This is a genomic window from Halorubrum alkaliphilum (assembly GCF_017873815.1).
Classification (GTDB): domain Archaea; phylum Halobacteriota; class Halobacteria; order Halobacteriales; family Haloferacaceae; genus Halorubrum; species Halorubrum alkaliphilum.
Window position 1 is genome coordinate 74,190 of the sequence record NZ_JAGGKQ010000003.1, and the last position, 22,999, is coordinate 97,188.

Below are 22,999 nucleotides of genomic sequence, written 5' to 3' on the forward strand. Positions count from 1 at the left end.
CATGTCCATTACGCTACCCGGCCCGACGCTCGGCGTCGTCGGCGGCGGCCAGCTCGGACGGATGCTGGCCGAGGCGGCCGCGCCGCTCGGCGTCGACATCGTCGTGCTCGACCCGACTCCCGACTGCCCGGCCGCGCCGGTCGCCCGCGACCAGATCGTCGCCGACTTCGACGACGCCGACGGGATCTTCGAACTCGCCGACCGCGTCGACGCGCTCACCTTCGAGATCGAGCTCGCCGATCCAGACGTGCTGGCGGCTGCCGCCGCCGAACACGACGTGCCGGTCCATCCGGACCCCGACACGCTCGAAACCATTCAGGACAAACTCGTTCAAGCGGAGGCGCTCGCGGACGCGGGGATCCCGGAGCCTGAGTTCGTCGCGACCGCGACGAGCGAGGGGCTCGAACGCGTCGTCGAGGAGTTCGGCGGCGTGATGCTCAAAGCCCGGACGGGGGGGTACGACGGTCGCGGAAACGTTCCCGTTGCGGACCCCTCCGAGGCGGCGGACGCCCTCGCCGAGGTCGGCGGCGACGCCATGGCGGAGCGGTTCGTCGAGTTCGAGCGCGAGCTCGCCGTGATGGGCGTCAAGGGGGCGAACGGGGAGACGCGGACGTATCCCGTCACGGAGACGGTTCACCGCGAGGAGATCCTTCGCGAGAGCGTGACGCCAGCCCCTGCGGGCGACGACGTCCTCGAACGCGCCGAGAGCGTCGCGAACGACGTGCTTGACGTCCTCGACGGCCGCGGCGTCTACGGGATCGAGCTGTTCGAGACCGCCGACGGCGACGTGCTCGTCAACGAGATCGCACCGCGCCCGCACAACTCCGGCCACTGGACGATCGAGGGGGCGCGGACCTCGCAGTTCGAGAACCACGTTCGGGCCGTCCTCGGGTGGCCGCTCGGCCCGACGGACCTCGTCGCGAACGCGGTCACGGCGAACCTACTCGGCGACGTGGACGAGACCGGACCGGCGACGCTTCGCGGCGTCGACTCCGTCCTCGCCGCGCCCGACGCCGATATCCACTGGTACGGGAAGGCGGACGTCCGGCCGCTTCGGAAGATGGGTCATCTGACGGTAACGGGATCGAGCGGATCCGGCGACGACCCGGGCGACGCGCGCGACGCGTTGCTGTCGCGGGCACGGACGCTCCGCGACGAAACGACGTTCCGGGACGAAACGACGCTCCGGGACGAGTAGCGTGACCCGGTCGACGTGACGATCCCCGCCCCGTTCGTTCCGCGTCACCAACTCGAGAAACCGCCCGAAACGAGCGTCTCCGACTGGTTTTCAATGTAGGCCCGCTGCATCCCGTGGACCGCGTCGGCGAACGTCTCGCCGTCGTCGAGACGGGTCCGGATCGCCTCGCGCTTCCAGTCCGCCGGAGTGGTCCCGTGGTCGGCTCGATAGCGGAGCGGGGCGAGCCACGATTCCGCCTCGTCCTCCGAACAGCCCGCGGTCACGAGTCCCGCAGCGGCGTGATCGAGGAGATCCGTAAACAGCGTCTCCGCGTCCGTGGTGTGTTCGCCGTCGTAGCCGATCCACTCCATGTCGGCGTCGATCCCGTCCGCGACTGCCGCGTAGAAGTTGTCGCGGGCGATCTCCCAGTCGAGGCCGATGATGGGGTGTTCGTGTCGTGGAAGCGCCTGCATCAACCCCGCGAAGGCGGCCTGAAAGGCGATCGAGTCCCGGACGGTCGGCTGGGCCGCCACGGGCCTGAACTCGATGCGAGCGTTCGCGCTCGACCGGCTCGCTCCCTCGAACACCGGTCGTACCCACCGCCAGTAGGTGCCGTGTTTCGTGCGGAAGGTGGCGAACGCGTCGTCGTAGCGGTCGGAGTCTCCGGACTCGGGCATCGGGATCATCGTTTCGTCGCCCGCGATCCGGTCGACCGCCTCCTCGATGTCGTGGAAGTCCTTCGGGAACCGGACCTTGTTCGCGTCGGTGTGAGCGTTGAGAACCGACTCGAACACGTGGATGCGGTTCTCGGTCGCGCCCTCGTCGAGGACGCGCTCGCCGTCCCAGTCGTCGTCGTACAGGTCCGGCGGCAGGACCGGGGAGTTGACGCCCAACGCCAGCAGCGGCCCGGCGATCCGAAGCGCGTATCGGAAGTGGACCGGGAGGGTGTCGGCCTGTGCGACCTGATAGTGGGGCTGGATCGACGTGATGAGGCTTTCCGGCATCACCGTCTCCGCCGACAGCGACACGCCAGGAACCTCCAGCGAGGTCGATCCGCCGCCGCTCCCTTCGCTCCGATCGGTCGACTCGCCCGCGTTGGCCATCGCGTGATAGCGGGCGGCATCGCTCATGTTGACCGCGACCGTGATCCCGTCGACGTCGACGTTGTCGGTGAGATAGCCCCGGGCGGTTTCGCCGGCGGGAGGGATCGTCCAGACGCCGTCGGAGACGAGCCGCATCCCCTCGACGCGGGCACAGTTCTCGGCGGCCTCCAGCCGAGCGCGCACCTCGGAGAGCTGGGCCCGGAGTCCGTGATCCGAGAGCGGCTGTGGACTGGTACACATCTCCGCGTTGTGAAGGCCGAGCTCCTTCTCGAATCCCATCAACTCGAGGAGTCGCCGCGGAACGCGCATCAGGGCGTACTCGCCGGCGCGCGACTCCTCGCTCCAGCGACCGTCGGCGACCGCGTAGAACTCGTACTCGAACCCCACGATCGACTGGTGGTTGTCGAAGACGCCGTCGTGTAATCCCTGTTTGACGACCTCCGCCTCCTCCTCGGCGCGCGCGGTGAACTCCTCCGCGTCAACGGCGAGCGCCTCCCGGACGCCGTCGGCGAGGGCCGACTCGGTGCTCATGAAATGGCCGGACGGGCCGCTATATTAAAAGCCTCGCGGCCGCACCGGCGTCCTTTTGAACGGCGATCACCGATCCCGGGCATGGAGTTCGCCGCGTTCGCCGACCGGGCGGAGCGACTGGAAGCGGAGTCGGCCGACCTCGCGACGACCGCCGGGGTTGCCGACCTGCTGTCCGCCGCCGACGACCTCGCGACGGTGACCCGGTTCCTCCTCGGCCGGGTGTTCCCTGCCCACGACACGCGAACGCTGGACGTCGGGCCCGCCTCGTGCCACGAGGCGATCGCTCGCGCGGCCGGTCCGAACGTGACTGCCGAGGATGTCGAAACACGGCTCGCGGATCGGGGCGAGATCGGCGCGGTCGCGGCCGGATTCGACTTTGGCGGCCAGCGAGGGCTCTCGGCGTTCGCGGGCGGTCGAAAGCCGCTTACGGTCGCCGAACTCGACCGCTCGCTTCGCGAGCTGGCGGCCGTCGAGGGAGCGGGAAGCGAGTCCACGAAGGTAGACTCGCTGTTCGGGCTGTTCAACCGGTGTGAGCCCGCGGAGGCGAAGGTCCTCGCACGGCTCGTACTCGGCGAGATGCGGATCGGCGTCGGCGAGGGGACCGTCCGGGACGCGATCGCCGAGGCGTTCCTCGTTGCGGACGGCGGAGCCGGCGGGGGTGACGATTCCGTGAACGACGGCTCGGACGACGATTCCGTGAACGACGGCGAGAAGAACGGGTCCGATGCGGTCGCGCTCGTCGAGCGCGCGCTCCAAGTCACGAACGACTACGGCCACGTCGCGGTTCTCGCGCGGCGGGCGGGCGAGGAGGGGCTGCGCGCGGAGGGCCTAGAGGTCGGGCGGCCGGTCCAGGCGATGCTCGCGCAGGCCGGAACCGCGAGCGACGCGGTCGAGTCGTTCGGCGAGGTCGCCGTCGAGACCAAGTTCGACGGCGCGCGCGTCCAGATTCACTACGTTCCGGGGGGTGGGTGCGGAGGAGCGGGCGACGACGGCGCCCACGAGGACGCCGCGTTCGGGCCGCGCCTCTACTCGCGGAACATGGACGACGTGACCGACGCCCTTCCCGAGATCGTCGAATTCGTGGCGTCGCGAGTGGACGTTCCCGTCATCCTCGACGGCGAGATCGTCGCGGTCGACGACGAGGGCTCCCCGCTCCCGTTTCAGGAGGTGTTGCGCCGCTTCCGACGGAAACACGACGTCGACCGCATGCGCGAGACGATTCCCTGTCGGCTCCACGCGTTCGACTGTCTGTACGCCGACGGCGACGAACTGCTCGACGAGCCGCTTTCGACCCGCCACGAGCGACTCGTCGAGGTACTCCCCGACGCGGCCGCCGACGTGCGTACGACGACCGATATCGAAGCTGTCGAGTCGATCGAAGCCGACGCGCTCGAAGCGGGTCACGAGGGCGTCATGCTCAAGGACCCGGAGTCGGCCTACACGCCCGGCGACCGCGGGCGGGAGTGGCTGAAACGGAAGCCGGCCGTCGAGACGCTCGACGCGGTCGTCGTCGGCGCGGAGTGGGGGGAGGGCCGGCGCGCAGAGCTGTTCGGGACGTTCCTGCTCGCGGTTCGGAGCGATGAAACCGCGGTCGCGACCGGCACCGGTCCGACGGGCACCAACGGGACGAACGTCGCCGCCGACGGACCGGACGGATACGCGACGATCGGCAAGGTCGCAACCGGACTCACGGACGAGGCGCTTGCGGACCTCACGGAACGACTGGAGCCCCACGTGGTCTCGGAGTCGGGGGCCGAGCTGCGGCTCCGCCCCGAGGTCGTTATCGAGGTCGGCTACGAGGAGATACAGACCTCCCCATCGTACGGCTCCGGATTCGCGCTCCGGTTCCCGCGGTTCGTCGGCGTTCGCGAGGACAAGTCCGCCGCTGAGGCGGACAGCGTCGAGCGGGTGGCCCGGCTTGCGGAGTCGGAATGAGCGGGAAGCCAGTCCGGAACGCGAAACGCGCTTCACGCTCCGGCCCCTCCCTCCGTGTATGTCGAATCCTCTCGGCGACGCGACGCGTCGCCGACTGACGGACGCCGCGGCTGCCCGGCTCGCGGCCGACGGCTTCGCGATCACGCGCTCGGAGAGCCGCGCCGAACCGCCAGCGATCGCCAAGACGGGGGACGAAGGGGGTTCAGAGCGCGGGGGGAACGAACACGGCGGAACGGACGGGCCAGTCGAGGAGAGACCGTTGGCCATCGAGCCGTTGGCCGCGGACGACGTCACGCCGACCACGCTCGTCTCCCGGGTCGCGCACGCGCTCGACCGGGACCGACGCGTGCTGTTCGTCGTCGCTGACGAGTCGGTCGCGTCGGCGCTCCGATCGGTTCTCGAAGACCCGCCGTTACTCGTCGCCGAGACCGACCGACGCCGGACGTTCTACGCGGGTCCGGACCGGATCCCGGTCGACACGACGGGACTCCGCGTCGACACGGGCGGCTACGCCTGTATCCGGGTGGCCGATCCGATCGGCGGTGCGCCGGATCCGGCGTTCCGGTGGCGCGAGACCGGCACCCCGATCGGTCCGGTACCGTCCGTCGGAGGGGTCGACGCCGGGGCCGTGGACGAGACGGGTCGTCCCGACGTGCCGCGGCTCGTCTGTGCGGTCGACGGCCGGGTTCGTGGCGTCCTCGCGGGCGTCCAGAGTCTTCGAACCCCGCCGTCGACCGCGTTCCCGTACTTCTATCGGCGCGACCCGGAGGACAAGCGGTTCCGCGTTCGTCGCGGTGACGACGGGTCCGTCGTCGAGAGCGTGGGCGGCTTCGCAGCGATGCGTGCGGCGGGGTTCGTTCCGATCCCGATGCCGCTTGTCCCCGAACACGCGGTCGGCATCGGGGTCGGAGGCGGGAACGCGCGTGAGGACGCAGCCGAGACGATCCGGGGTGCGTGGGATCTCCTCGTCGTCGACCACACCGGGCGATAGCGTCGTCGATTACACCGAGCGATGGCCACGCTCAAGGAGACGGCCGGCCGATGGGGGAACATGACCGTTCGATACGACGGCCTGACCGTGGAGTGGCTCGGCTATGCGACCGCGCGCGTCGCCGCCGTCGACGGCCCGACCGTCTACACGGATCCGGGTCGATACGGCGTGCTCGACGACTACTGGACCCGCGACGGTGATCTCGTCCTCGTCACCCACGACCACCACTACGACCCCGAGGGGATCCGGTCGGTCGCCGACCCGGGCGCGACGCTCGTGATCTACGAGGCAGTCGACCCCGATCGGATCGACCGCGACGTGGAGTCCGTCGAGTCGCTTTCGGACGACTACGACGTGATCCGCGTCGACGACGAAGCGGAGTTCGAGGTGGAACTCGACGACGGAACCGTTACCGTCTGGACGGTCCCCACGTACAACGATCCGGAGGGACCCCGTGCGGACGCGGACGGCACTGTTCCACATCCGGAAGGCTTCGGCTGTGGCTTCCTGTTCTCGATCGGAGACCGAACCGCCTTCTGGCCGGGCGACGGCGACGCTCTCGACGGGTTCGCCGAACTCGACGTCGATCTCTTCCTCGCGAACATCGGTGGCGGGGACATCGTTTCGGACCGTCACGAATCGGCCGACCTCGCGGAGGGAATGGCCCCCGAGCTGGTCGTTCCGATCCACTATGACACCTTCGACGCTCTGGAGGCCGACGGCGAGGCCTTCGCCGGCGACGTCGCGTCCCGGTCGATCCCGGCCGCGCTCGACGAACGGTCCGTGAACCGGTAGCCGGCGAACCGTTTTTATGTTCGGTGCCGTAGAGTCGAGTATGTACGTCCGCGACGCCAAGAACCGTGACGAGGCGTGGTTGCTGGACGCGATCGAGGACGTCGGACTCGACGACGTCGCCTTCCGGTCGCGGGACTACGTGATCGCGGTCGATCAGGAGTCCGGCGACCGAGCGGGTTTCGGGCGACTGCGGCTTCACAAGCCGGACGGCGAGGAGGCGATCGAGCTCACGGGGATCGGCGTGTTGCCCGAGTGGCGCGGGGCCGGCGTCGGCGCACACGTCGTCGAGCGACTCGTCGACACCGCGGCCGCGGAGGGGTTCGACGTCGTCTACGTCCTCACCGATCAGCCGGAGTACCTCACCCAGTTCGGGTTCAAACCGATCGACGATGGTACGGTTCCCGACCCGCTCACGGATCGCCGCGCGGAGAAGCGCGAGACGCTTGACGGAGAGATCACGCCACTGCGGCTTCCCACCGACGGCTTCGAGATGCCGAGCGGGCTCCGGGAGGCGTTTAAAAACGCGACACAGAGGGCGGGCGACGACGACGAGGACCCCGTGGAGTCCGCGGAGGACTTCGGGATCGACCCGGAGTCGGCGACGTATAAATACGACACCGGGCAGTGAGAGTGGTCGACGATCGCTCGTCGGAGCGGGCGTCGGAGCGGGGAACCCGCAACTTATGCGACCGCCAACCGACCCTCCGACATGGATCCGCTGATCGAGGCCGCACGCGACGCGCTTGAGAACGCGCACGTCCCCTACTCCGAGTATCGGGTCGGTGCCGCCATCGAGACCGCCGACGGAACCGTGTTCACGGGTTGTAACATCGAGAACGCCAACTACTCCAACAGCCTCCACGCCGAGGAGGTCGCCATCGCGGAGGCGGTCAAAGAGGGCCATCGGGAGTTCGACCGGATCGCCGTCACGTCCGGGGTTCGGGACGGCGTGACTCCCTGCGGAATGTGTCGACAGACGCTTGCGGAGTTCGCGGACGGCGACCTCCCCGTCCTCTGCGACGAGGGCGGCGGCGAGACCAGCGAGTACGCGCTCGGCGAGTTGTTGCCGAACACGATCAGCGAGGGAACGCTGGACGACGCCGATCGGGACCGATCGCCCTCAGAGTAGGCCGCTCTCGCGGAGCACCCGCTCGCCGGACTCGACGAATCGGTCGTGCTCCTCGGCGAGCGTGTCGTTCAGGAGCCCACCGTCGCGTTTGACCACGGTGCCGTCGACGACGACGGTATCGACGTTGGCGACGCTCGCCTGGAAGACGACCGTCTCGACCGGGTCGTGAACCGGCGACGTGTTCACCGAATCGCCGCCGATGATCGTCAGGTCTGCGCGCTTGCCGGGGGTGATGGAGCCGATCCGGTCGTCGAGTCCGAGGGCGCGAGCGCCGTCGATAGTCGCCAGCTCCAACGCTCGTTCCGCATCGATCGAGACCTCGCCGATCTGCTCGCCGGCCTCGACGGCCGGCTGGTTGTCGCGGCCCCGCTGGACCTGTACCGCCGTGCGCGTCTGCGTGAACATGTCGCCGCTGACGTTCGAGACGATATCGACGCCGACGGTCGGCGTCGCGCCCGCGTCGAGCGTCTCGCCGAGGGCGGGCATCCCCATCCCCATCTGGAGCTCGACCTCTGGCGTGATTGAGACGGAACCGCCGGAGTCCCCGATCAGGGCGAACTCCTCCTCCTCGAACCGGTTGGCGTGGACGTAATTGAGGTCGTCGCCGAGAAGACCGAGATCCTCCAGCGCGTAGACGGTTCCCGGACCGAGCGACCCGGCATGCATCGACACCGGGATCCCCATCTCGCGAGCCCGGGTGATGTCCTCCTCGACCACTTCGTCCGTGGCGTAGTCGGGGCCACGGATCCCCATCGCGAGCGTGAGTCGGTCGTCGGCCGCGGGGAACCGCTCCTCGTGGAGCCGTTCGATGTCGTCGGGATGGGACTCCGTGCTCGCCTCCCACCACGTGTCGCCGTCGTCGCCCGGCGGACCGTGTGCGAAGACGGCGCGAACCCCGGCGTCCGCGAGCCCGTCGATCGCGCGGTCGGAGTGCTCGGGAGTGTTGGCGATGTGGAACCAGTCGAGGATCGTCGTCGTCCCCGCGTTGAGTTGTTCGGCGGCACCGAACAGATTGCCGAGATAGGCGTCCTCGGGCTCGTAGTGGCTGCTCACCTCGCCGAGCATCGTGTCGAGGTAGTCCATGAACGTCCAGTCGCCGGCGACGCCGCGCACGCCGGCCTGCCACGTGTGGAGGTGAGAGTTGACGAAACCGGGCGCGACCACGCTGCCCTCCGCGTCGATCACGGTCGCGTCGTCGGCCGTCAACCCCTCGCCGACCTCGACGATCTCGCCGTCCTCCACGTACACGTCCCCGTGCTCAAGCACGCCGATGTCAGGATCGACGGAGACCACGGTCCCGTCCCGTACGAGAAGCCGATCCGGCTGCTCGCCCGCGGCGTTCTCGGTCCCCGTACCGTTCCCGTCATCTCCGCCGAGCGACCCCAGACAGCCAGTGAGGGGCAAGGAGAGGGCAGCCGCGCCGCCCGCAAGGTAGCTCCGTCGCGATACGTCGTTCGAGTCGGTGTTGCGTCGTCGCATCGTCGGTGGTTCAGGATACGCGCCGTGACATCGTGGAGGTTCGTTCGGTATGTTACGAACCGGTCGGCGCGGCTACCCCGCCACCGATCGAAGAGCGACGCTGACGAACCGGTCAGGGCTGTCGAGAACACGCGGGGGCGTCGAGAATACGCGAGGGCGTCGGGAACACGCGGGGCGCGAAAAAACGGACGGTTATGGCGCTGTCTCGCCGATCTCGGCGCTCTCCGCCGCGAACTCCGTCCGTCCGGAGAGGTAGTTCTTCGCGAGCCACGCCTCCGCGCGAGTGACGCGATACTGGAGGGTGGAGACGGGGATCCCCTCGGCCTCCGCGACCTCCTGAAGCGAGTTCCGTCGCGGAGTGTCGTAGTAGCCTCGCTCGATGGCGGCCCGGAGCGCCTCGCGCTGCTCGGGCGGGAGGTCGTCGGCGTCCGGCCGGTCGGTCGTCCAGTCGGGCGACCCGTCGACCCGCTCGAAAGAGATCTCCAGTCCGGGACGCAGGTTCGCCTCCAGCTCCTCGTATATCGGACTCAACGCGGCATCGTCCTCGGCGAGCACGTTCCACTCGTACGTGTTCCCGTACTGCTGGGCACGACAGAGCGCGCCGTCGCCGAGCCGCTTGGTGACCAAGTACGGCACGGAACGACATCCCTCTCCCTCGGATTGTCGGGAGTAGATGAGCCGGCTCGTCGGGCGCTCGGCAAGCACCTCGTGGTCCCAGTCCAGCTGACAACCACCCATTCCCTGAAGGCTCGAACACCGGGGGAGTCCCCGGAGATGGCGGTCGTACGCGGTGAGCGCGTCCGGGGGACCAGTGACCTCGTCGACGCGCCACATCGTGTCGGCGCTGGCGTGGCACGAGACCGTCCGCGAGTAGAGGCCGGGATGCCGAACGAAGACGTCCATCAGATCGTCGGCACCCTCCTCGTAGGTGACCGTGAAATCGAACTCCTGCATCGGTTGAATATAACAAGCGACCGTACATCAACGTACGGTTAGCATATGCGGAGCGAGCGGTGGCCGGGACCGGGCGTTTTCTGAACTGTTTTACGAGAGCACTCCGATCACCGCCTATGACAGCGGACAGCGAGGATCCGAACGCGGAGAAACAGTACCACCTCGAGGTCGGGCCGGACGACGTCGCCGATGCCGTGCTCCTCCCGGGGAACCCCGAGCGCGTCGACAAGGTGACCGCGCTGTGGGACGCTCACGAGGAGGTCGCCCATCACCGCGAGTATCGCACCGCGACGGGCGCGTACGACGACGCCCCGATATCGGTGACCTCGACCGGGATCGGGTCGCCCTCGGCGACCATCGCCGTCGAGGAGCTCGCGCGCGTCGGCGTCGAGACGTTCATTCGGGTCGGCTCCTGCGGGGCGATCCAACCGGAGATGGACGTCGGCGACCTCGTCATCACCACCGGCGCGGTCCGTCAGGAGGGGACGAGCGACGAGTACGTCCGGGAGGACTACCCCGCGAGCGCGGACGGGGAGGTCGTCTCCGCGCTCGTCGCCGCAGCGGAACGGCTCGGGCACGACTATCACATGGGGATCACGATGAGCGCCGACTCCTTTTACGCCGGACAGGGACGCCCGGGGTTCGAGGGGTTCGAGGCGGCCGGCTCCGATGCGCTCGTCGAGGAGCTACGGGAGGCGAACGTGAAGAACGTCGAGATGGAGGCATCGGCGATCCTCACCGTCGCGAACGTGTACGGACTCCGCGCCGGCGCGGTGTGCTCGGTGTACGCGAACCGCGTGACCGGGGAGTTCCGGACGGAGGGCGAGACGCGAGCCGCCGAGACCGCAAGCCTCGCCGTGAAGCTGCTCGCGCGCATGGACGAAATCAAACGCGAGTCCGGCGCGGATCGCTGGCACGCGGGACTCTCGTTGTAGTCCGGCAAGAATTGCTTCCGGCCGCTTCCAAAGTGACTTTACCCGCGGCCCGCGCATCGAAAGACATGACATCCCAGATCGTCGTCGTCGGCTCCGGGTATGCCGGCGCGGGTGCGGTGAAAGCGTTCGAAGAGGAAGTCGGCCACGGTGAAGCGGAGCTCACGTGGATCTCCGAACACGACTACCACCTCGTCTTACACGAGGTCCACCGGGCCATCCGCAACCCCGCGGTCGAGGACAAGATCACCATCCCCGTCGGGGAGATCATGTCCGACGAGTCGACGTTCGTTCAGGGACGCGTCGTCGACGTCGACACCGACGAGCGAGTCGTCGAGACCGACGACGGCGAGACGGTCGACTACGACTACCTGCTGCTCGGGATCGGCTCCACGACTGCCTTCTTCGGCATCGAGGGGCTGAAGGAGCACGCACACCAGCTGAAGGGGCTCGACGACGCGAAGGCGATCCACGAGGACGTCCGCGAGGCGGCCGCGAACGCGACACGTTCGGACCCGGCCCACGTCGTTGTCGGCGGTGCTGGACTCTCCGGGATCCAGACGGCCGGCGAGGTCGCGGAGTACCGCGACAAACACCGTGCGCCCATCGATATCACTCTCGTCGAAGGCCTCGACGAGGTGTTCCCCGGAAACGACCCGCAGCTACAGGGCGCGCTCCGCCAGCGGCTCGAGGACGCCGATGTCGAGATCCTCACCGGCAACTTCATTTCGAAGGCCGAGGAGGACGCCGTCTACTTCGGCGGCGATGAGGACGAGGACCCGGAGGAACTGCCCTACGACGTGCTCGTCTGGACGGGCGGCATCACGGGTCAGGAGGAGCTCGATGGGGTCGAAGTCGAGAAGGACGACCGCTCGAACCGCGTGTTCGCCGAGTCCGACTTCACGACGAGCGACGACCGCGTGTTCGCCATCGGCGACACCGCCTTGGTCGATCAGGGCGGTGACGACGTCGCGCCGCCGACCGCACAGGCCGCGTGGCAGGCCGCCGAGGTCGCCGGCGAGAACCTCGCGCGGGCCGCCCGCGGCGCGCCCCTCCAGTCGTGGGAGCACAAGGACAAGGGAACCGTCATCTCGGTCGGCGAGGAGGCGGTGGCACACGACGTAATGGGGATGCCCATCAAGACGTTCGGCGGCACGCCCGCGAAACTGCTGAAGAAGTCCATCGCGGTCCGCTGGATCGCGAAGGTCTCCTCGACCGGACGCGGCGTCAGCGCGTTCGGCGATATGTAGGGAGAGGGTTCCCGATCGACCGGCTACCGGCTCGCTCGGACCGGAACACGAACGGGCTCCTTCAACAATACGCCTCGGACCGATCCGTCGGCGGAGAGTGCTCCTTGATCGATGTCGGGAGCGGGTATAGCACGTCGGGTGGGTGGTCGTTTATAAGTAGTGAAGCGGTGTTGCTTGCGGCTGTTTATAAGTGGTTGAGTATGGATCGGCGGTATTGAACTAGTTAAAAGCACCAACCGCTCGCTTATACGTAGTTGCCGGCGGATCGGCGGTAAACACCGCCAAAGCCCCAGCCGTGAGGCGCTCCGCGCCTCTGGCAGCCGGACGTAGTCCGGCGACTGCCCCTTTGAGTCCCACCCCGCACAGCGACCGCCCCGCACCTCACGCCTCCCCAGCCTCGTCAGGGGCGCGGGACGAGAGCGAAGCTCTCGCTAGCAACCGGCGGCTCCGCCGCCGGTGACGCCACCGCGGTTTATTTATAAGAGATCGTCGCTGCCGCCCGTTCCATATTTAAATACGATCTCGTCGCCATCGATCTGAGCGATCTACTCCCGGCATCGCTCGTTGCGCTCGACGACCGGTGACGGCGGCTCACCGAAGCAGCCAACGAGAGAGAGAGAGAGAACCGCCGAGCATACATTCGCGGGGACGGCGCTGCGGTGCGTGAGTGTCGGCGGCCGCGTCAGTGTGCGGGCTCTTCGTCGGGCGCGCGCATGTCGTCGATCCGGAGGATGAGGACGTTCGCGGTGTCGTCTTTCCCGTCCACGGTTCCGCGGATGGCGAGCTTCGAGAGCGGGGTCGGTCCCACGGTGACCGAGTCGCCCTCGTGGAAGTCACGGACCGAGCCCTGAACGTGGATCTCCGCGCGGCAGAGCTCCGGGTGATGGACGCTGGAGAGGTCGATCCCGTCCACGTTGACCCCATCTACCTCCTCGCCGTTGTGTTTGATGGGAACGTGAGCCGGCTCGTCCATCCGTTGGATGTCGAGCGCCTCGTAGGCGTTCGAGGTGGGTTTGTATCCTCCCTTGGGGCCGGGGACGCCCTCGACCAACTGAAGCGCCTTCAGGCTCTGCATCTGGTTGCGGATGGTACCGGGATTCCGGTCGACTTCCTCGGCTATCGACTCGCCTTTCACCGCGTCCTCCTCCTGGCCGTACAGGTTGATGAGGGCCGTGAGGATGCTTTTCTGGCTCGATGTGAGCTCTATCGATGACATAACTCCGAATAGACGACGACCCCGCATAAATCCGATGGAAGAGCCTTATAAACGAATCGGCGGGACGGATCACGGTCCGTCGAGACCACGGAACCGGAGGTACGCGACCGGACTCGCCAGTACGACGATAACCCCGAGAACGACGAACACGAGGGCGGCGTCGCCGACGAGCGGGACGAGCCCCGCCCCGACGAGGCCGATGATCGCGCCGGTGAACGCCACGGCGATCAGCGCGCCGGCCGGCTCGATGTCACCGGGGTCGATGCCGGTCGGATCGTCGTCCGCCACCGCTTCCGTCTCTTCGTCCATACCCTCCCGTTCGTCCCGGCGACCGAAACCGTGACGGATCCGCGATGGGATCGGGCGGATCCGTTGAAATTCCGGTCTTCAAATGGCTTCTCGACTGAAACACCCGGTCGCTGAAGAGTGCTTTCTGATCGATATCGGGAGTACGTCCATTAGAACGGTTGTGTGACCCTTTATAAACGGTCGAACGACGTCGCCGGCGGCCGTGTATACGTCGTTGCTGGGGCGGTAAATACGTCTGAAGGCTCGATCGTTCGCTAATAAATGATTACTGCTGGATCGACGGCGAACGCGTTCAAAGCCCCAGCCTGCTCCGGTCGAAGGGCTCGCTGCGCGCTGGAACGGGCTCGCGATGCTCGCCCGTTCCAGTGCTTGCGTCACCCGTCTTCCCGGAGCAGGCTGCCCCTTTGAGTCCCACCCCGCACCGCACGGCACCGCACCTCACACCTCCCCAGCCTCGCCGAAACGGCGCTTATAAGCGCCGTTCCGGGCTCCCTCGCGGGCTCCTCGCGGCCTCGCTCCGCTCGGCCACTCGGAGGCGCGCCACCGTATCGTCTCTTATAAGCAATCGTTGAAGCCGCTCGCGGCTGTTTTAAGTTCGATCACGGTTCTCTCGGTCCGAGATGTTCACGGTGGATGGGCGGGCGGATGGATGGGTGGATGGATAGGCGGGTGGATGGATGGGTCCGGAGCGAAGTCGTCGTCGTCGACGAGTGCGGACCGGACCCCGGCCATTCAAGCCACGTCGCGTTCGCCTTGGCGTATGACACGGGTTCGAATCATCGGGGCACCGACCGACTACGGGGCGAACCGACGCGGCGTCGACATGGGGCCGTCAGCTATCCGGTATGGGGGGCTCGCCGACGAACTCGCCGGCGCGGGAGTCGACGTCGTCGACGTGGGGGACCTCCACGTTCCGCGCGCGGAGGAGCGCGACCCGGACACCGCGGAGCCGGCGGTTGGAAACGCGAAGTTCCTCAAGGAGACGGCCGGGGTATGCCGCCGGCTCGCCGACGAGGTGAGCGACACGCTCGCGGACGGCGCGGTGCCGCTCGCGCTCGGCGGTGACCACTCCATCGCGATCGGCTCGCTCGTCGGCTCGGCTCGCGACGCCGACATCGGCGCGGTGTGGTTCGACGCTCACGCTGACCTCAACACGCCCTCAACGAGTCCCTCCGGGAACGTCCACGGGATGCCCCTCGCGGCCGCGCTCGGGATCGACGAGTTCGCCGGCAAGGCGTGGGCGAACGCGCCGACGCTCTCGCCGGAGAACGTCGCGCTGGTCGGACTCCGATCGGTCGACTCCGCCGAGGTCGATCTCATCCGCGATCGCGGATTTACGGCCTACACGATGTCCGACATCGACGAACGGGGCGTCACCGACGTCACCGAGGAGGCGATGGCGGCGGCCGCCGAGGGCGTCGACGGGGTTCACGTCAGCCTCGACCTCGACTGGCTGGACCCCAACGAGGCACCCGGCGTCGGGACGCCCGTCCGCGGCGGCGTCACCTACCGGGAGGCCCACAGCGCGATGGAGCTCGTCGACGAGGCCGACTGTCTCCGGTCGATGGAGCTCGTCGAGGTCAACCCGACGCTCGATCGAAACAACGAGACCGCCTCGCTCGCGACCGAGCTCGCGGCCAGTGCATTCGGAAAACGAGTTATCTGATCCCGGTCGCCAGCAACGGCCTCTGGACACCCGCTATCGCTCGACGCGAGCGCCCAGTTCCGCCATCGTCTCGAAGAAGTCGGGGAACGAGACGTCGACGTGTTCGCCGCCGCGGATCGTCGTCGTCCCCTCGGCCGCGAGCGCAGCGACCGCTAGCGACATCACGATCCGGTGGTCGGCCCGCCCGTCGACGGTCGCCCCCCGGAGGTCGCTCTCGGAGCCGTGGATCGTGAGAACGTCCCGCTCTTCCGTCGTTTCTGCGCCGAGCTTCTCCAGCTCCTCGGCCATCGCGGCGACGCGATCGGTCTCCTTGTAGCGGACGTGTTCGCAGTTCGTGATCCGCGTGTCGCCGTCGGCAACCGCGCCGAGCGTCGCGATCGTCGGGAGTAGATCCGGCGTGTCGCCGACGTCGACCGCCACGCCCGACAGCGCGGAGCGCTCGACCGTGATGATCCCGTTCTCACGGTCCCAGTCGATGGTCGCTCCCATCCGGTCCGCGATGTCGACGATCGCGGCGTCGCCCTGCGCGCTCGGACGCGCACCCTCGATCCGAACCGCGTCGTCCGGATCGGCGGCGACCGCGCCCGCGGCGACGAGATAGGAGATCGACGAGAAGTCGCCGGGGACCTCGTAGCGACCGTCCTCGGGCGCGTACGTCTGGCCGCCGGGAACGACGAACCCCTCCGCGCCGGCCGCCGTCTCGCTCCCGATCGGGTCGGCCGTGATCCCGAATTCGTCCAACAACTCGAGCGTGATGTCGACGTAGGGGGCCGATTTGAGTGCCGTCGTCAGCGACACCTCGATCCCGTCGTCGGTGACCGCGCCGGCCATCAACAGGGCGGTGACGTACTGTGAGGAGACGTCGCCCGGGATCGCCACGTCGCCGCCCGAGAGTGGACCGAAGACGACGAGCGGTGCCTGCCCGTTCCCGCGGGTCGACTCGGCACGGACGCCCAGCTCGTCGAGCGCGTCGAGAAGCGGGCCCTGCGGTCGCGACCGCAGCGAGGAGTCCCCGGTCAACACCGTTCCGCCGTCGGCGAGTGCCGCGGTCGCGGTCACCAATCGGGTCGTCGTCCCGGAGTTCGCACAGTCGATCACGTCGGCGGGAACACTGGGTCGTCCGCCGAACCCCTCGACGACGAGCGAGTCGGCGGCGGCGAGGTCGTCGGCGCCCCCCTTCTCCGGCGTAACGCTGCCGCCGAAGGCGGTCACGGCGCGGGCCGTCGCTTTCGTGTCGGCGGAGACGAGCGGGGACGCGACGGTCGCACCGTCGCTGTAGCCCGCCGCGAGCAGCGCGCGATGAGTGTAGCTCTTCGAGGGCGGGGCGCGGGCGGTCCCAGCGACGTCCGATCGCGTGAGATGGATGTCCATACTCCCCGTGTCGTGCCCGGTAATAAGTCGGTACCGGCCGCGACACCGCACCGGTCCCGTCCGGACCGGTCGGACCCCGTCCGAACCGATCAGATCTCCGGCGGCGACCCGCGGCCGATGACGATCTCCTGTCCCTCGACGTCCTCCAAGGCGGCGACGCGGCCGCCGATCTCGATACGACCGGCGTCGGTCTCGACGACGAGCGAGGCGACCTCCTCGCTGTCCTCGAACGCGCTGTCGACCACCCGCCCGCGGACCGTGACCGCCTCGCCGGTCTCGATGTCACGCCCGGAGATGGTCGCATAGAACGGATCCCCGTCGAACGCGCGAACGTCCTTCACCGCCCGGCGGATCGAGGCGTACCGGCGCGGGAAGGGACGATCCATGTCGTTGGTCGCGATGGTCTCCGCCGTCGTCCACAACACCGTCCCGAAGAACCCGGAGACGAGGAAGCCGAGTGCCGACCGGTTGAAGATGACGCCGTACCGCTCCCGATCGTCGCGTAACGCGTCTTGGGTCGCGTACACGGAGTACACCCCGTCGCCGACGGCGAGGATCGGAGTCGTAATGCCGCGACGCGCGCGAGCGGTCGTCGACACTTCGAGGTAGTCGAACTCATCGGGGGCTGGTGCCCGAGTGGCTGGCGTCACCAGGAGTTCGACGCTGACTCCCTCCGCTACCTTTTTTGCGAGGTCATCGCGGAACCGACGGAGCAGCTCCGGCGTGAGCGAAACGGCGAGTTCGTACTCGGCACCGACGATCACTTCCTCGAGATATCGGAGAATGGTCGAACGAGACTTCACGAGCGAGACGGCCTCGGTCTCGCGGGTAGGGGCCGTGTAGCGAGCTTCGAGTTCGTCGACCATCTCCGTGAACGACGACCGGAGTTCGCCGAACGCGTCCTCCGGATCCACCGCGACGATCTTCATCGGACGGGACTCGCGGAGTTCGACGAGACCTCTGTCCGACAGGCTTCGAACCGTGTCGTAGACCCGTGGTTGCGGAATGTCGGTTCGGTCGGCGATCCCGCTGGCGGTCAACTCACCGTGTTCCAGCACCGTGAGATACGCGTCTATCTCGTACTCGCCCAGATTGAACCGGTCTCCGACGTGATCGAGCGTCGTCCGGAGATCGTCTGCCATGAACGTTTCAACACGGTCCTCCGGTATAATTTTTTACTATGAGACGAGTTTCACCCGATTTCATATCCGAATTATCCACCCCATAACCGGATCGACCCGATCACATGTACATCCGGTCGTACGTTCCGTCCGGTTCACGCTCCTCGATCCGCTCCGCGAGGTCCTCGTAGTGGCGGCGCACGTCGGCCGCAAACGCCTCGAGCGGACCGGCGTCGATCCCGAGGCCGTACACGTCGTCCGCGGTCTCCACGAGTCGAATGGCCGCCTCGACGTCCGGCACCTGTGCGTGTACCGGCGTGATGAACACCCCGACACCGAGCGGCGACTCCATGCCGCGTTCGAGCAGTGTCGCGTTGACCCCGTCGAGGAACCCGGACTCCATCGCGGGGATCCCGTCCCCGTCGAGTCGTCCTTGGTGATAGTCGTCGGTTGCGACGTAGACCGTTCGGTGGGCGTCCGGACCGTGAGGGATCGGCACGCCGGACAGGACGGCGATCTCGGAGACGTCGTTGCGTTCCGTCCAGTCGAGAACCGACGTCGCTAGGTGCTCGCCGAACGCCGACGGGACGAACTGCTCGCCGACGAGCACCGTCACGTCGAGATCCGGGGCGGAGTACAGGCGGGTCGGATGGCGCGGTCGACCCTTCTCGAAGGGGGTGATCGAGGGAATCCCTTCGGCCGTGACGTGGCCGTGCTCCTCGAGTTCGAGGTGATCGATGAGGTAGTCGACGGCGGTGAGTCCGGCGAGGCCGTACGCCGAGAACCCCGCGATGAGCGTGTCCTCCGGCTCCGTCTCGTGTGTGAAACTGAACGTCGGTTCGGACGTGAGATCGCGCATACGCCCGCTTCGACCGGGTGGGGGTTATGGTTTCCCCACCGTCCCGCTCGCGCGCTCGCGGGAGGAAACGCTTTTTCGGGTGGACGACGCGGTGTTCGCTATGGTACGACTGGAGGTGACCGCGCCGATCGACGACTGGTCCTCGTGGCTCGGGGAGATCCCCGGAGCGCGGTTCCTCTTCGTCGTTCTCTCCGTCGTCATCGGCGTCGTGCTGGCGCGGTTCATCGTTCGGGTAATCGGCCGGCCGGTTGCCCGGCAGTTCTCCCGACAAAGCGTCGCACAGACGATCGTTCGCGGGGTTCGAGTCGGAACGATCGTGTTCGCGTTCCTGTTCGGGCTCTGGGCGATCGGGTTCCGGTTCACGGACCTCCTCATCGGGACTGCGGTGCTCTCGGCCGTGGTGGGAATCATCCTCGCCCCGCTCGTCGGAAACTTCATAAACGGCGTGTTCATCCTCGCGGACCAGCCGTTCGAGATCGGCGACATGGTCGAACTCGACGACGGGACTCAAGGATTCATCGAGGACATCACGATCCGCTACACGAAGATATTCACCCTCGACAACACGTTTCTCGTGATTCCGAACGGGAACATGCGCGACCGCGACGTGACGAACTACTCCGCGGAGGACGAACGAACTCGCCGGAGCGCCGACGTGCTCGTCACCTACGAGTCCGACATCGACGAGGCTCGGCGACGGATCGAGCGGTCGGCCCGGGACTGCGAGGCGGTCATCAACGGCGGCCCGGACATCCGGGTCGGGGTGGCGCGGTACAACGCGAGCCCGGAGTGTCGGATCCAGGAGTTCGGCGACAACGGGGTCCTGTTGCGGCTCCGCTACTGGGTGAAGAAGCCGTACAAGCTCGCGAAGGTCCAGTCGGAACTGAACACGCGGATCCGCGAACGGCTCGCGGACGCCGAGGTGGAGATGGCGTACCCGCATCGGCATCTCGTCTTCGACGACACCTCGGGAGTCGCACAGGTGGGAATGCGTGACGACCGAGGACACGGGCAGCGAACGGAGAGCCCCGATCCGGGAAGCGAGATCGGCGTCGAGGTCGACGTGGACGCCGGAGCCAACGATAACACGGGAGCCAGCGGCGACACGGACGTCGAAACCGACACCGGAGACAGCGGAACCGAAGTCGGAGGTGACCCCGATTCCGGCGTACCCGGCTCCGGCTCCGATCCGTCCGACACAGACCAGTAACGGGCCCGTCATTTTGAGGGCGTCTAGGCCGCTACCGGAACCCTGATACGCCGAGATTACATCCTATCACGGAGTGAGCGACGAGCCCTCCGAGCAGTCCTCCGGTCACGACGAGCGCGAAGACGTACCGCCCGAGAGTGGCGATGCTGGCGAGAATGGGCCGTCCGACCCGGGCGACGAGAATGGCGATGCTGGCGAGAATGGGCCGTCCGACCCGGGCGACGAGAATGGGCCGTCCGACCCGGGCGACGAGAATGGGTCGTCCGACGATCCGACGGACTCGATCACCGAGGGGAGCCTCGTTCGGCCCCTGTTCCATCTCGCGTGGCCGATCGTCGTCATTCAGCTGTTACAGGTCACGTACAACGTCGTCGACACGCTGTATCTCGGTCGGCTCTCGGCCGAGGCAGTCGGCGCGATCAGTCTGGCGTTCCCCCTCATTTTCCTCCTCATCGCGGTCGCCGGCGGGTTCACGACCGCGGGGGCGATCCTCGTCGCGCAGTACACCGGCGCGGAGGGTGACGACTCGGCCGGACTCGTCGCTGGCCAGACCATCTTTACCGTCTCCGTGCTCTCCGTGTTCATCGGGATCGGGGGGTACTTTTATACCCGGCCGGCACTCGAACTGCTTCCGAGTGATCCCGACACCGCCGCGACCGTGATCCCGCTCGCGGCCGACTACATGGAGATCATCTTCCTCGGGATCCCGCTGATGTTCGGCTTCTTCGTCTTCTCCGCGCTCATGCGTGGCTACGGAGACACCCGGACGCCGATGGCCGTGATGCTCGTCTCAGTCGTCGTCAACGTCCTGCTCGATCCGTTCCTCATCTTCGGGTTCGAGAACAACCCGCTGTTCGGGTGGCTCGCGGCGGTTCCCGGGATCGCCGCGCTCGACCCCGTCGCGATCGAGTCCTCGCTGTTCGCGGCGACCGGGTTCACCGGCTACGGGATCGAGGGGGCCGCGCTGGCGACGATCGCCGCTCGCGGCGTCGCGACCGCCATCGGGCTGTGGGCGCTGTTCGCGACCGACCTCGGTCCCGCGGTCGCGCTCGCCGATCTCCGCCCCGACTTCGGGTTCATCGAGGACATCTTCCGACTGGGGCTCCCCTCCAGCGTCGAACAGACGACGAGCGCGATGGCGATGATCACACTCACCGCGATGATCGTCACGTTCTCGCCGCCGGTCGTCGCGGCCTACGGCCTCGGGAACCGGCTCATCTCCCTCGTCTTCCTGCCGGCGATGGGGCTCGGCCGCGCGATCGACACGATGGTCGGACAGAACCTCGGTGCGGACCGGGCGGACCGCGCGGCGGAGGCGGTCAAGCTCGCCGCAACGACCGGTGCGGGGGTGATGTTCCTCGTCGCCGTGATCGCTGTGACGTTCACCGAACCGATCGTCGCGGCGTTCCTCGGGGACGTGCCCGACGCACCGGCGACCATCGAGCTCGCAGTCGAGTACGTTCGGATCCGCTCGGTCGAGTTCGCCTTCATCGGCGTCTCGCAGGTGATCCTCGGCGCGTTCCGTGGCGCGGGCAACACCAAGACCGCGATGATCATCTCGATCCTCACGCTGTGGGTCGGCCGCGTCGCCAGCGTGTTCTACCTCGCGTTGACGTGGAGCGTGACGATCCCCGTCGTCGACGTCACCGTCGCTGCGCTTGGCTGGGGAGCGACCGGCGTGTGGGTCGGGATGGCGCTCGGGAACGTGTTCGGCGCGATCGTCGGAGTCGCCTGGTTCGCCCGCGGAACGTGGACCGACCGGTACATCGAGGAGCCGGCTCCCGACGTCGACCCGGTCGGCGAGGACTGAGCGGACCGAGAACGGGCCGGACCGAGAACGGGCCGGACTGAGAACGGGCCGGACCGAGAACAGTTCAGTGTCGAAATAGGTGAAGCGTCTCCTCGTCGCGCGCGAGACAGAACCGTGCTCCGTCGTTCTCGGGGAACTGTGCCGTCGACTTCCCCGTGGTGAACAGGCGGTCGAACGGCTCCGAGCAGACGGGACAGTCGATGGCCTTTCGGTTCTCCCAGAGGCTCGTGTCGCCGGTGTCCCGGAGCTGTTTCAGCGCGTGGCGGTGCTCGTGGACGTCGAAGTCGGGCATACGCGAGTGTCCGAGCCGAACGTTTTGAACGTGTGCCCGCGAGTATCAGTCGTGATTCACGCATCCGCGCCGTCGAGCAGGGATCGGGCCCGGTCGAGCGCCTCCGTATCGCCGGTCCGGACATACGCGCCCGTCGCGTTCGCCGCCTCGATCAGAGCGTCGGCGACGGTAGGGTCGACATCCCCCTGTAACGCGCTCATCCGTTTCGTCCGGTCCCTGACGCGTTCGAGAAGCTCCCGCGCGGGCTCGATCCGCGCCGTCCCCTCCTCGCCGGCGACGGAGACGGTGGGATCCGCGTCCGGATCCGATCCTGCCGGCGACGCCAACTCGTCGAGGAACGTGAGGAAGTCGTCCCGATACTCGCTCACGATACGGGCGGCCGCGCTGCCACGGGCCTCCCGCATCGACCCGGGAACCTCGGTCGCTGCCGGTCGCTCCCCGTCATCCGCGCCAGCCAGCAGCGCGAGGAGGTACTCGCGGTCAGCGTCGGTCGGTTCACGAAGACGGTCGTACACGTCGACCGCTTCGAGCAGCTCGCGCGCGGCGATGACGGTCCCGTCGAGCGGTCGGAGCTCGCCGCCGCTAATGAATCCTCGTTTCCGTAGGTACTCTCGGAGATCACGTTTCAGGTCGGCGACGCCGTCTGCCGGGAGCGTTTTCCTCGCGTCGCCGAAGCGATCTCGGTGTGGGGCGAGATCGAGCGACGCGGGCGTGTCGGTGTGGGTCGCCCGTCCCTCGAGGCCAACGCTCCGGACGCTTCCACAGTCGGGACACTCGATCGACCCGGTCTCGTAGTACGACCAGCGACCGCCGCAGTCGCGACACTCCCGCTCGCCGCGAACGTTCATTATCCGATATGGGTCGCGTGC

Annotated in this window: 21 protein-coding genes; 11 read left to right on the top strand and 10 right to left on the bottom strand. The window is 67.6% G+C overall.

Translation table 11 applies throughout. From position 1 onward, the window contains the following. Position 1 precedes the first annotated feature (1 nt). The gene (purK, locus tag J2751_RS02830) at positions 2 to 1,198 is read left to right on the top strand and encodes a 5-(carboxyamino)imidazole ribonucleotide synthase (RefSeq protein ID WP_209482953.1); all 1,197 of its coding nucleotides are present in this window, start codon (positions 2 to 4) and stop codon (positions 1,196 to 1,198) included. A 44-nt stretch (positions 1,199 to 1,242) separates the two neighbouring features. Here the strand turns inward: purK and J2751_RS02835 are convergent, their stop codons facing one another. Continuing rightward, the gene (locus J2751_RS02835; protein ID WP_209482954.1) at positions 1,243 to 2,811 is read right to left on the bottom strand and encodes a hypothetical protein; all 1,569 of its coding nucleotides are present in this window, start codon (positions 2,809 to 2,811) and stop codon (positions 1,243 to 1,245) included. Positions 2,812 to 2,892: 81 nt separating this feature from the next. On the opposite strand from J2751_RS02835, the gene ligA reads away from it, so the two are divergent. From ligA to cdd, 5 genes are all read left to right on the top strand, one after another. Then, a complete protein-coding gene (ligA, locus tag J2751_RS02840; RefSeq protein WP_209482955.1) occupies positions 2,893 to 4,746 on the top strand; it encodes an ATP-dependent DNA ligase LigA in 1,854 nt (617 codons plus the stop codon). 58 nt (positions 4,747 to 4,804) lie between these two features. After that, positions 4,805 to 5,737, top strand: a complete 933-nt coding sequence (locus tag J2751_RS02845) for a hypothetical protein (protein ID WP_209482956.1) — start codon at positions 4,805 to 4,807, stop codon at positions 5,735 to 5,737. Between the two features lie 60 nt (positions 5,738 to 5,797). Further along, positions 5,798 to 6,532, top strand: a complete 735-nt coding sequence (locus J2751_RS02850; RefSeq protein WP_209483209.1) for an MBL fold metallo-hydrolase — start codon at positions 5,798 to 5,800, stop codon at positions 6,530 to 6,532. Positions 6,533 to 6,572: 40 nt separating this feature from the next. Further along, complete coding sequence (locus J2751_RS02855) at positions 6,573 to 7,160, top strand: GNAT family N-acetyltransferase (protein ID WP_209482957.1); 588 nt, start codon at positions 6,573 to 6,575, stop codon at positions 7,158 to 7,160. 81 nt (positions 7,161 to 7,241) lie between these two features. Further along, positions 7,242 to 7,661 carry a cytidine deaminase gene (cdd, locus tag J2751_RS02860; RefSeq protein ID WP_209482958.1) on the top strand — a complete coding sequence of 140 codons (420 nt, stop codon included), beginning with the start codon at positions 7,242 to 7,244 and terminating at the stop codon, positions 7,659 to 7,661. Here the strand turns inward: cdd and J2751_RS02865 are convergent. Further along, complete coding sequence (locus J2751_RS02865) at positions 7,653 to 9,140, bottom strand: amidohydrolase family protein (RefSeq protein WP_209482959.1); 1,488 nt, start codon at positions 9,138 to 9,140, stop codon at positions 7,653 to 7,655. The two genes, cdd and J2751_RS02865, sit on opposite strands and share 9 nt — an antisense overlap. A gap of 192 nt (positions 9,141 to 9,332) precedes the next feature. Further along, a complete protein-coding gene (locus tag J2751_RS02870; RefSeq protein WP_209482960.1) occupies positions 9,333 to 10,094 on the bottom strand; it encodes a helix-turn-helix domain-containing protein in 762 nt (253 codons plus the stop codon). Between the two features lie 116 nt (positions 10,095 to 10,210). Here J2751_RS02870 and J2751_RS02875 point away from each other — a divergent pair, with 116 nt between their 5' ends. Then, on the top strand, positions 10,211 to 11,029 hold the full coding sequence (locus tag J2751_RS02875) for a nucleoside phosphorylase (RefSeq protein WP_209482961.1): 819 nt from the start codon (positions 10,211 to 10,213) through the stop codon (positions 11,027 to 11,029). A gap of 65 nt (positions 11,030 to 11,094) precedes the next feature. Continuing rightward, positions 11,095 to 12,276, top strand: coding sequence for an NAD(P)/FAD-dependent oxidoreductase (locus tag J2751_RS02880; protein ID WP_209482962.1), 1,182 nt, complete (start codon positions 11,095 to 11,097; stop codon positions 12,274 to 12,276). Between the two features lie 682 nt (positions 12,277 to 12,958). Here the strand turns inward: J2751_RS02880 and J2751_RS02885 are convergent. Further along, positions 12,959 to 13,492: an Rrf2 family transcriptional regulator gene (locus J2751_RS02885; RefSeq protein ID WP_209482963.1), complete on the bottom strand. Its 534-nt coding sequence runs from the start codon at positions 13,490 to 13,492 to the stop codon at positions 12,959 to 12,961. Between the two features lie 69 nt (positions 13,493 to 13,561). Beyond that, complete coding sequence (locus J2751_RS02890) at positions 13,562 to 13,801, bottom strand: hypothetical protein (protein WP_209482964.1); 240 nt, start codon at positions 13,799 to 13,801, stop codon at positions 13,562 to 13,564. A gap of 760 nt (positions 13,802 to 14,561) precedes the next feature. On the opposite strand from J2751_RS02890, the gene rocF reads away from it, so the two are divergent. Continuing rightward, positions 14,562 to 15,467 carry an arginase gene (gene rocF / locus J2751_RS02895; protein ID WP_209482965.1) on the top strand — a complete coding sequence of 302 codons (906 nt, stop codon included), beginning with the start codon at positions 14,562 to 14,564 and terminating at the stop codon, positions 15,465 to 15,467. A gap of 33 nt (positions 15,468 to 15,500) precedes the next feature. Here rocF and aroA read toward each other — a convergent pair whose 3' ends face one another. The 3 genes from aroA to J2751_RS02910 all read right to left on the bottom strand — a co-directional run bounded on the left by aroA (position 15,501) and on the right by J2751_RS02910 (position 18,818). Further along, positions 15,501 to 16,838 carry a 3-phosphoshikimate 1-carboxyvinyltransferase gene (gene aroA / locus J2751_RS02900; RefSeq protein ID WP_209482966.1) on the bottom strand — a complete coding sequence of 446 codons (1,338 nt, stop codon included), beginning with the start codon at positions 16,836 to 16,838 and terminating at the stop codon, positions 15,501 to 15,503. Positions 16,839 to 16,927: 89 nt separating this feature from the next. Further along, positions 16,928 to 17,980 carry an HTH-type sugar sensing transcriptional regulator TrmB gene (trmB, locus tag J2751_RS02905; RefSeq protein ID WP_209482968.1) on the bottom strand — a complete coding sequence of 351 codons (1,053 nt, stop codon included), beginning with the start codon at positions 17,978 to 17,980 and terminating at the stop codon, positions 16,928 to 16,930. A gap of 100 nt (positions 17,981 to 18,080) precedes the next feature. Next, on the bottom strand, positions 18,081 to 18,818 hold the full coding sequence (locus J2751_RS02910; protein ID WP_209482970.1) for a proteasome assembly chaperone family protein: 738 nt from the start codon (positions 18,816 to 18,818) through the stop codon (positions 18,081 to 18,083). 100 nt (positions 18,819 to 18,918) lie between these two features. Here J2751_RS02910 and J2751_RS02915 point away from each other — a divergent pair, with 100 nt between their 5' ends. Together J2751_RS02915 and J2751_RS02920 are read left to right on the top strand one after the other, a co-directional pair. Then, on the top strand, positions 18,919 to 20,028 hold the full coding sequence (locus tag J2751_RS02915; RefSeq protein ID WP_209482972.1) for a mechanosensitive ion channel family protein: 1,110 nt from the start codon (positions 18,919 to 18,921) through the stop codon (positions 20,026 to 20,028). 73 nt (positions 20,029 to 20,101) lie between these two features. Further along, complete coding sequence (locus tag J2751_RS02920) at positions 20,102 to 21,838, top strand: MATE family efflux transporter (RefSeq protein WP_209482974.1); 1,737 nt, start codon at positions 20,102 to 20,104, stop codon at positions 21,836 to 21,838. A 64-nt stretch (positions 21,839 to 21,902) separates the two neighbouring features. Here J2751_RS02920 and J2751_RS02925 read toward each other — a convergent pair whose 3' ends face one another. Together J2751_RS02925 and J2751_RS02930 are read right to left on the bottom strand one after the other, a co-directional pair. Further along, a complete protein-coding gene (locus J2751_RS02925) occupies positions 21,903 to 22,130 on the bottom strand; it encodes a DUF7385 family protein (protein ID WP_209482975.1) in 228 nt (75 codons plus the stop codon). Between the two features lie 56 nt (positions 22,131 to 22,186). Beyond that, positions 22,187 to 22,978 carry a DUF7117 family protein gene (locus J2751_RS02930; RefSeq protein WP_209482977.1) on the bottom strand — a complete coding sequence of 264 codons (792 nt, stop codon included), beginning with the start codon at positions 22,976 to 22,978 and terminating at the stop codon, positions 22,187 to 22,189. Between the last annotated feature and the right edge of the window lie 21 nt (positions 22,979 to 22,999).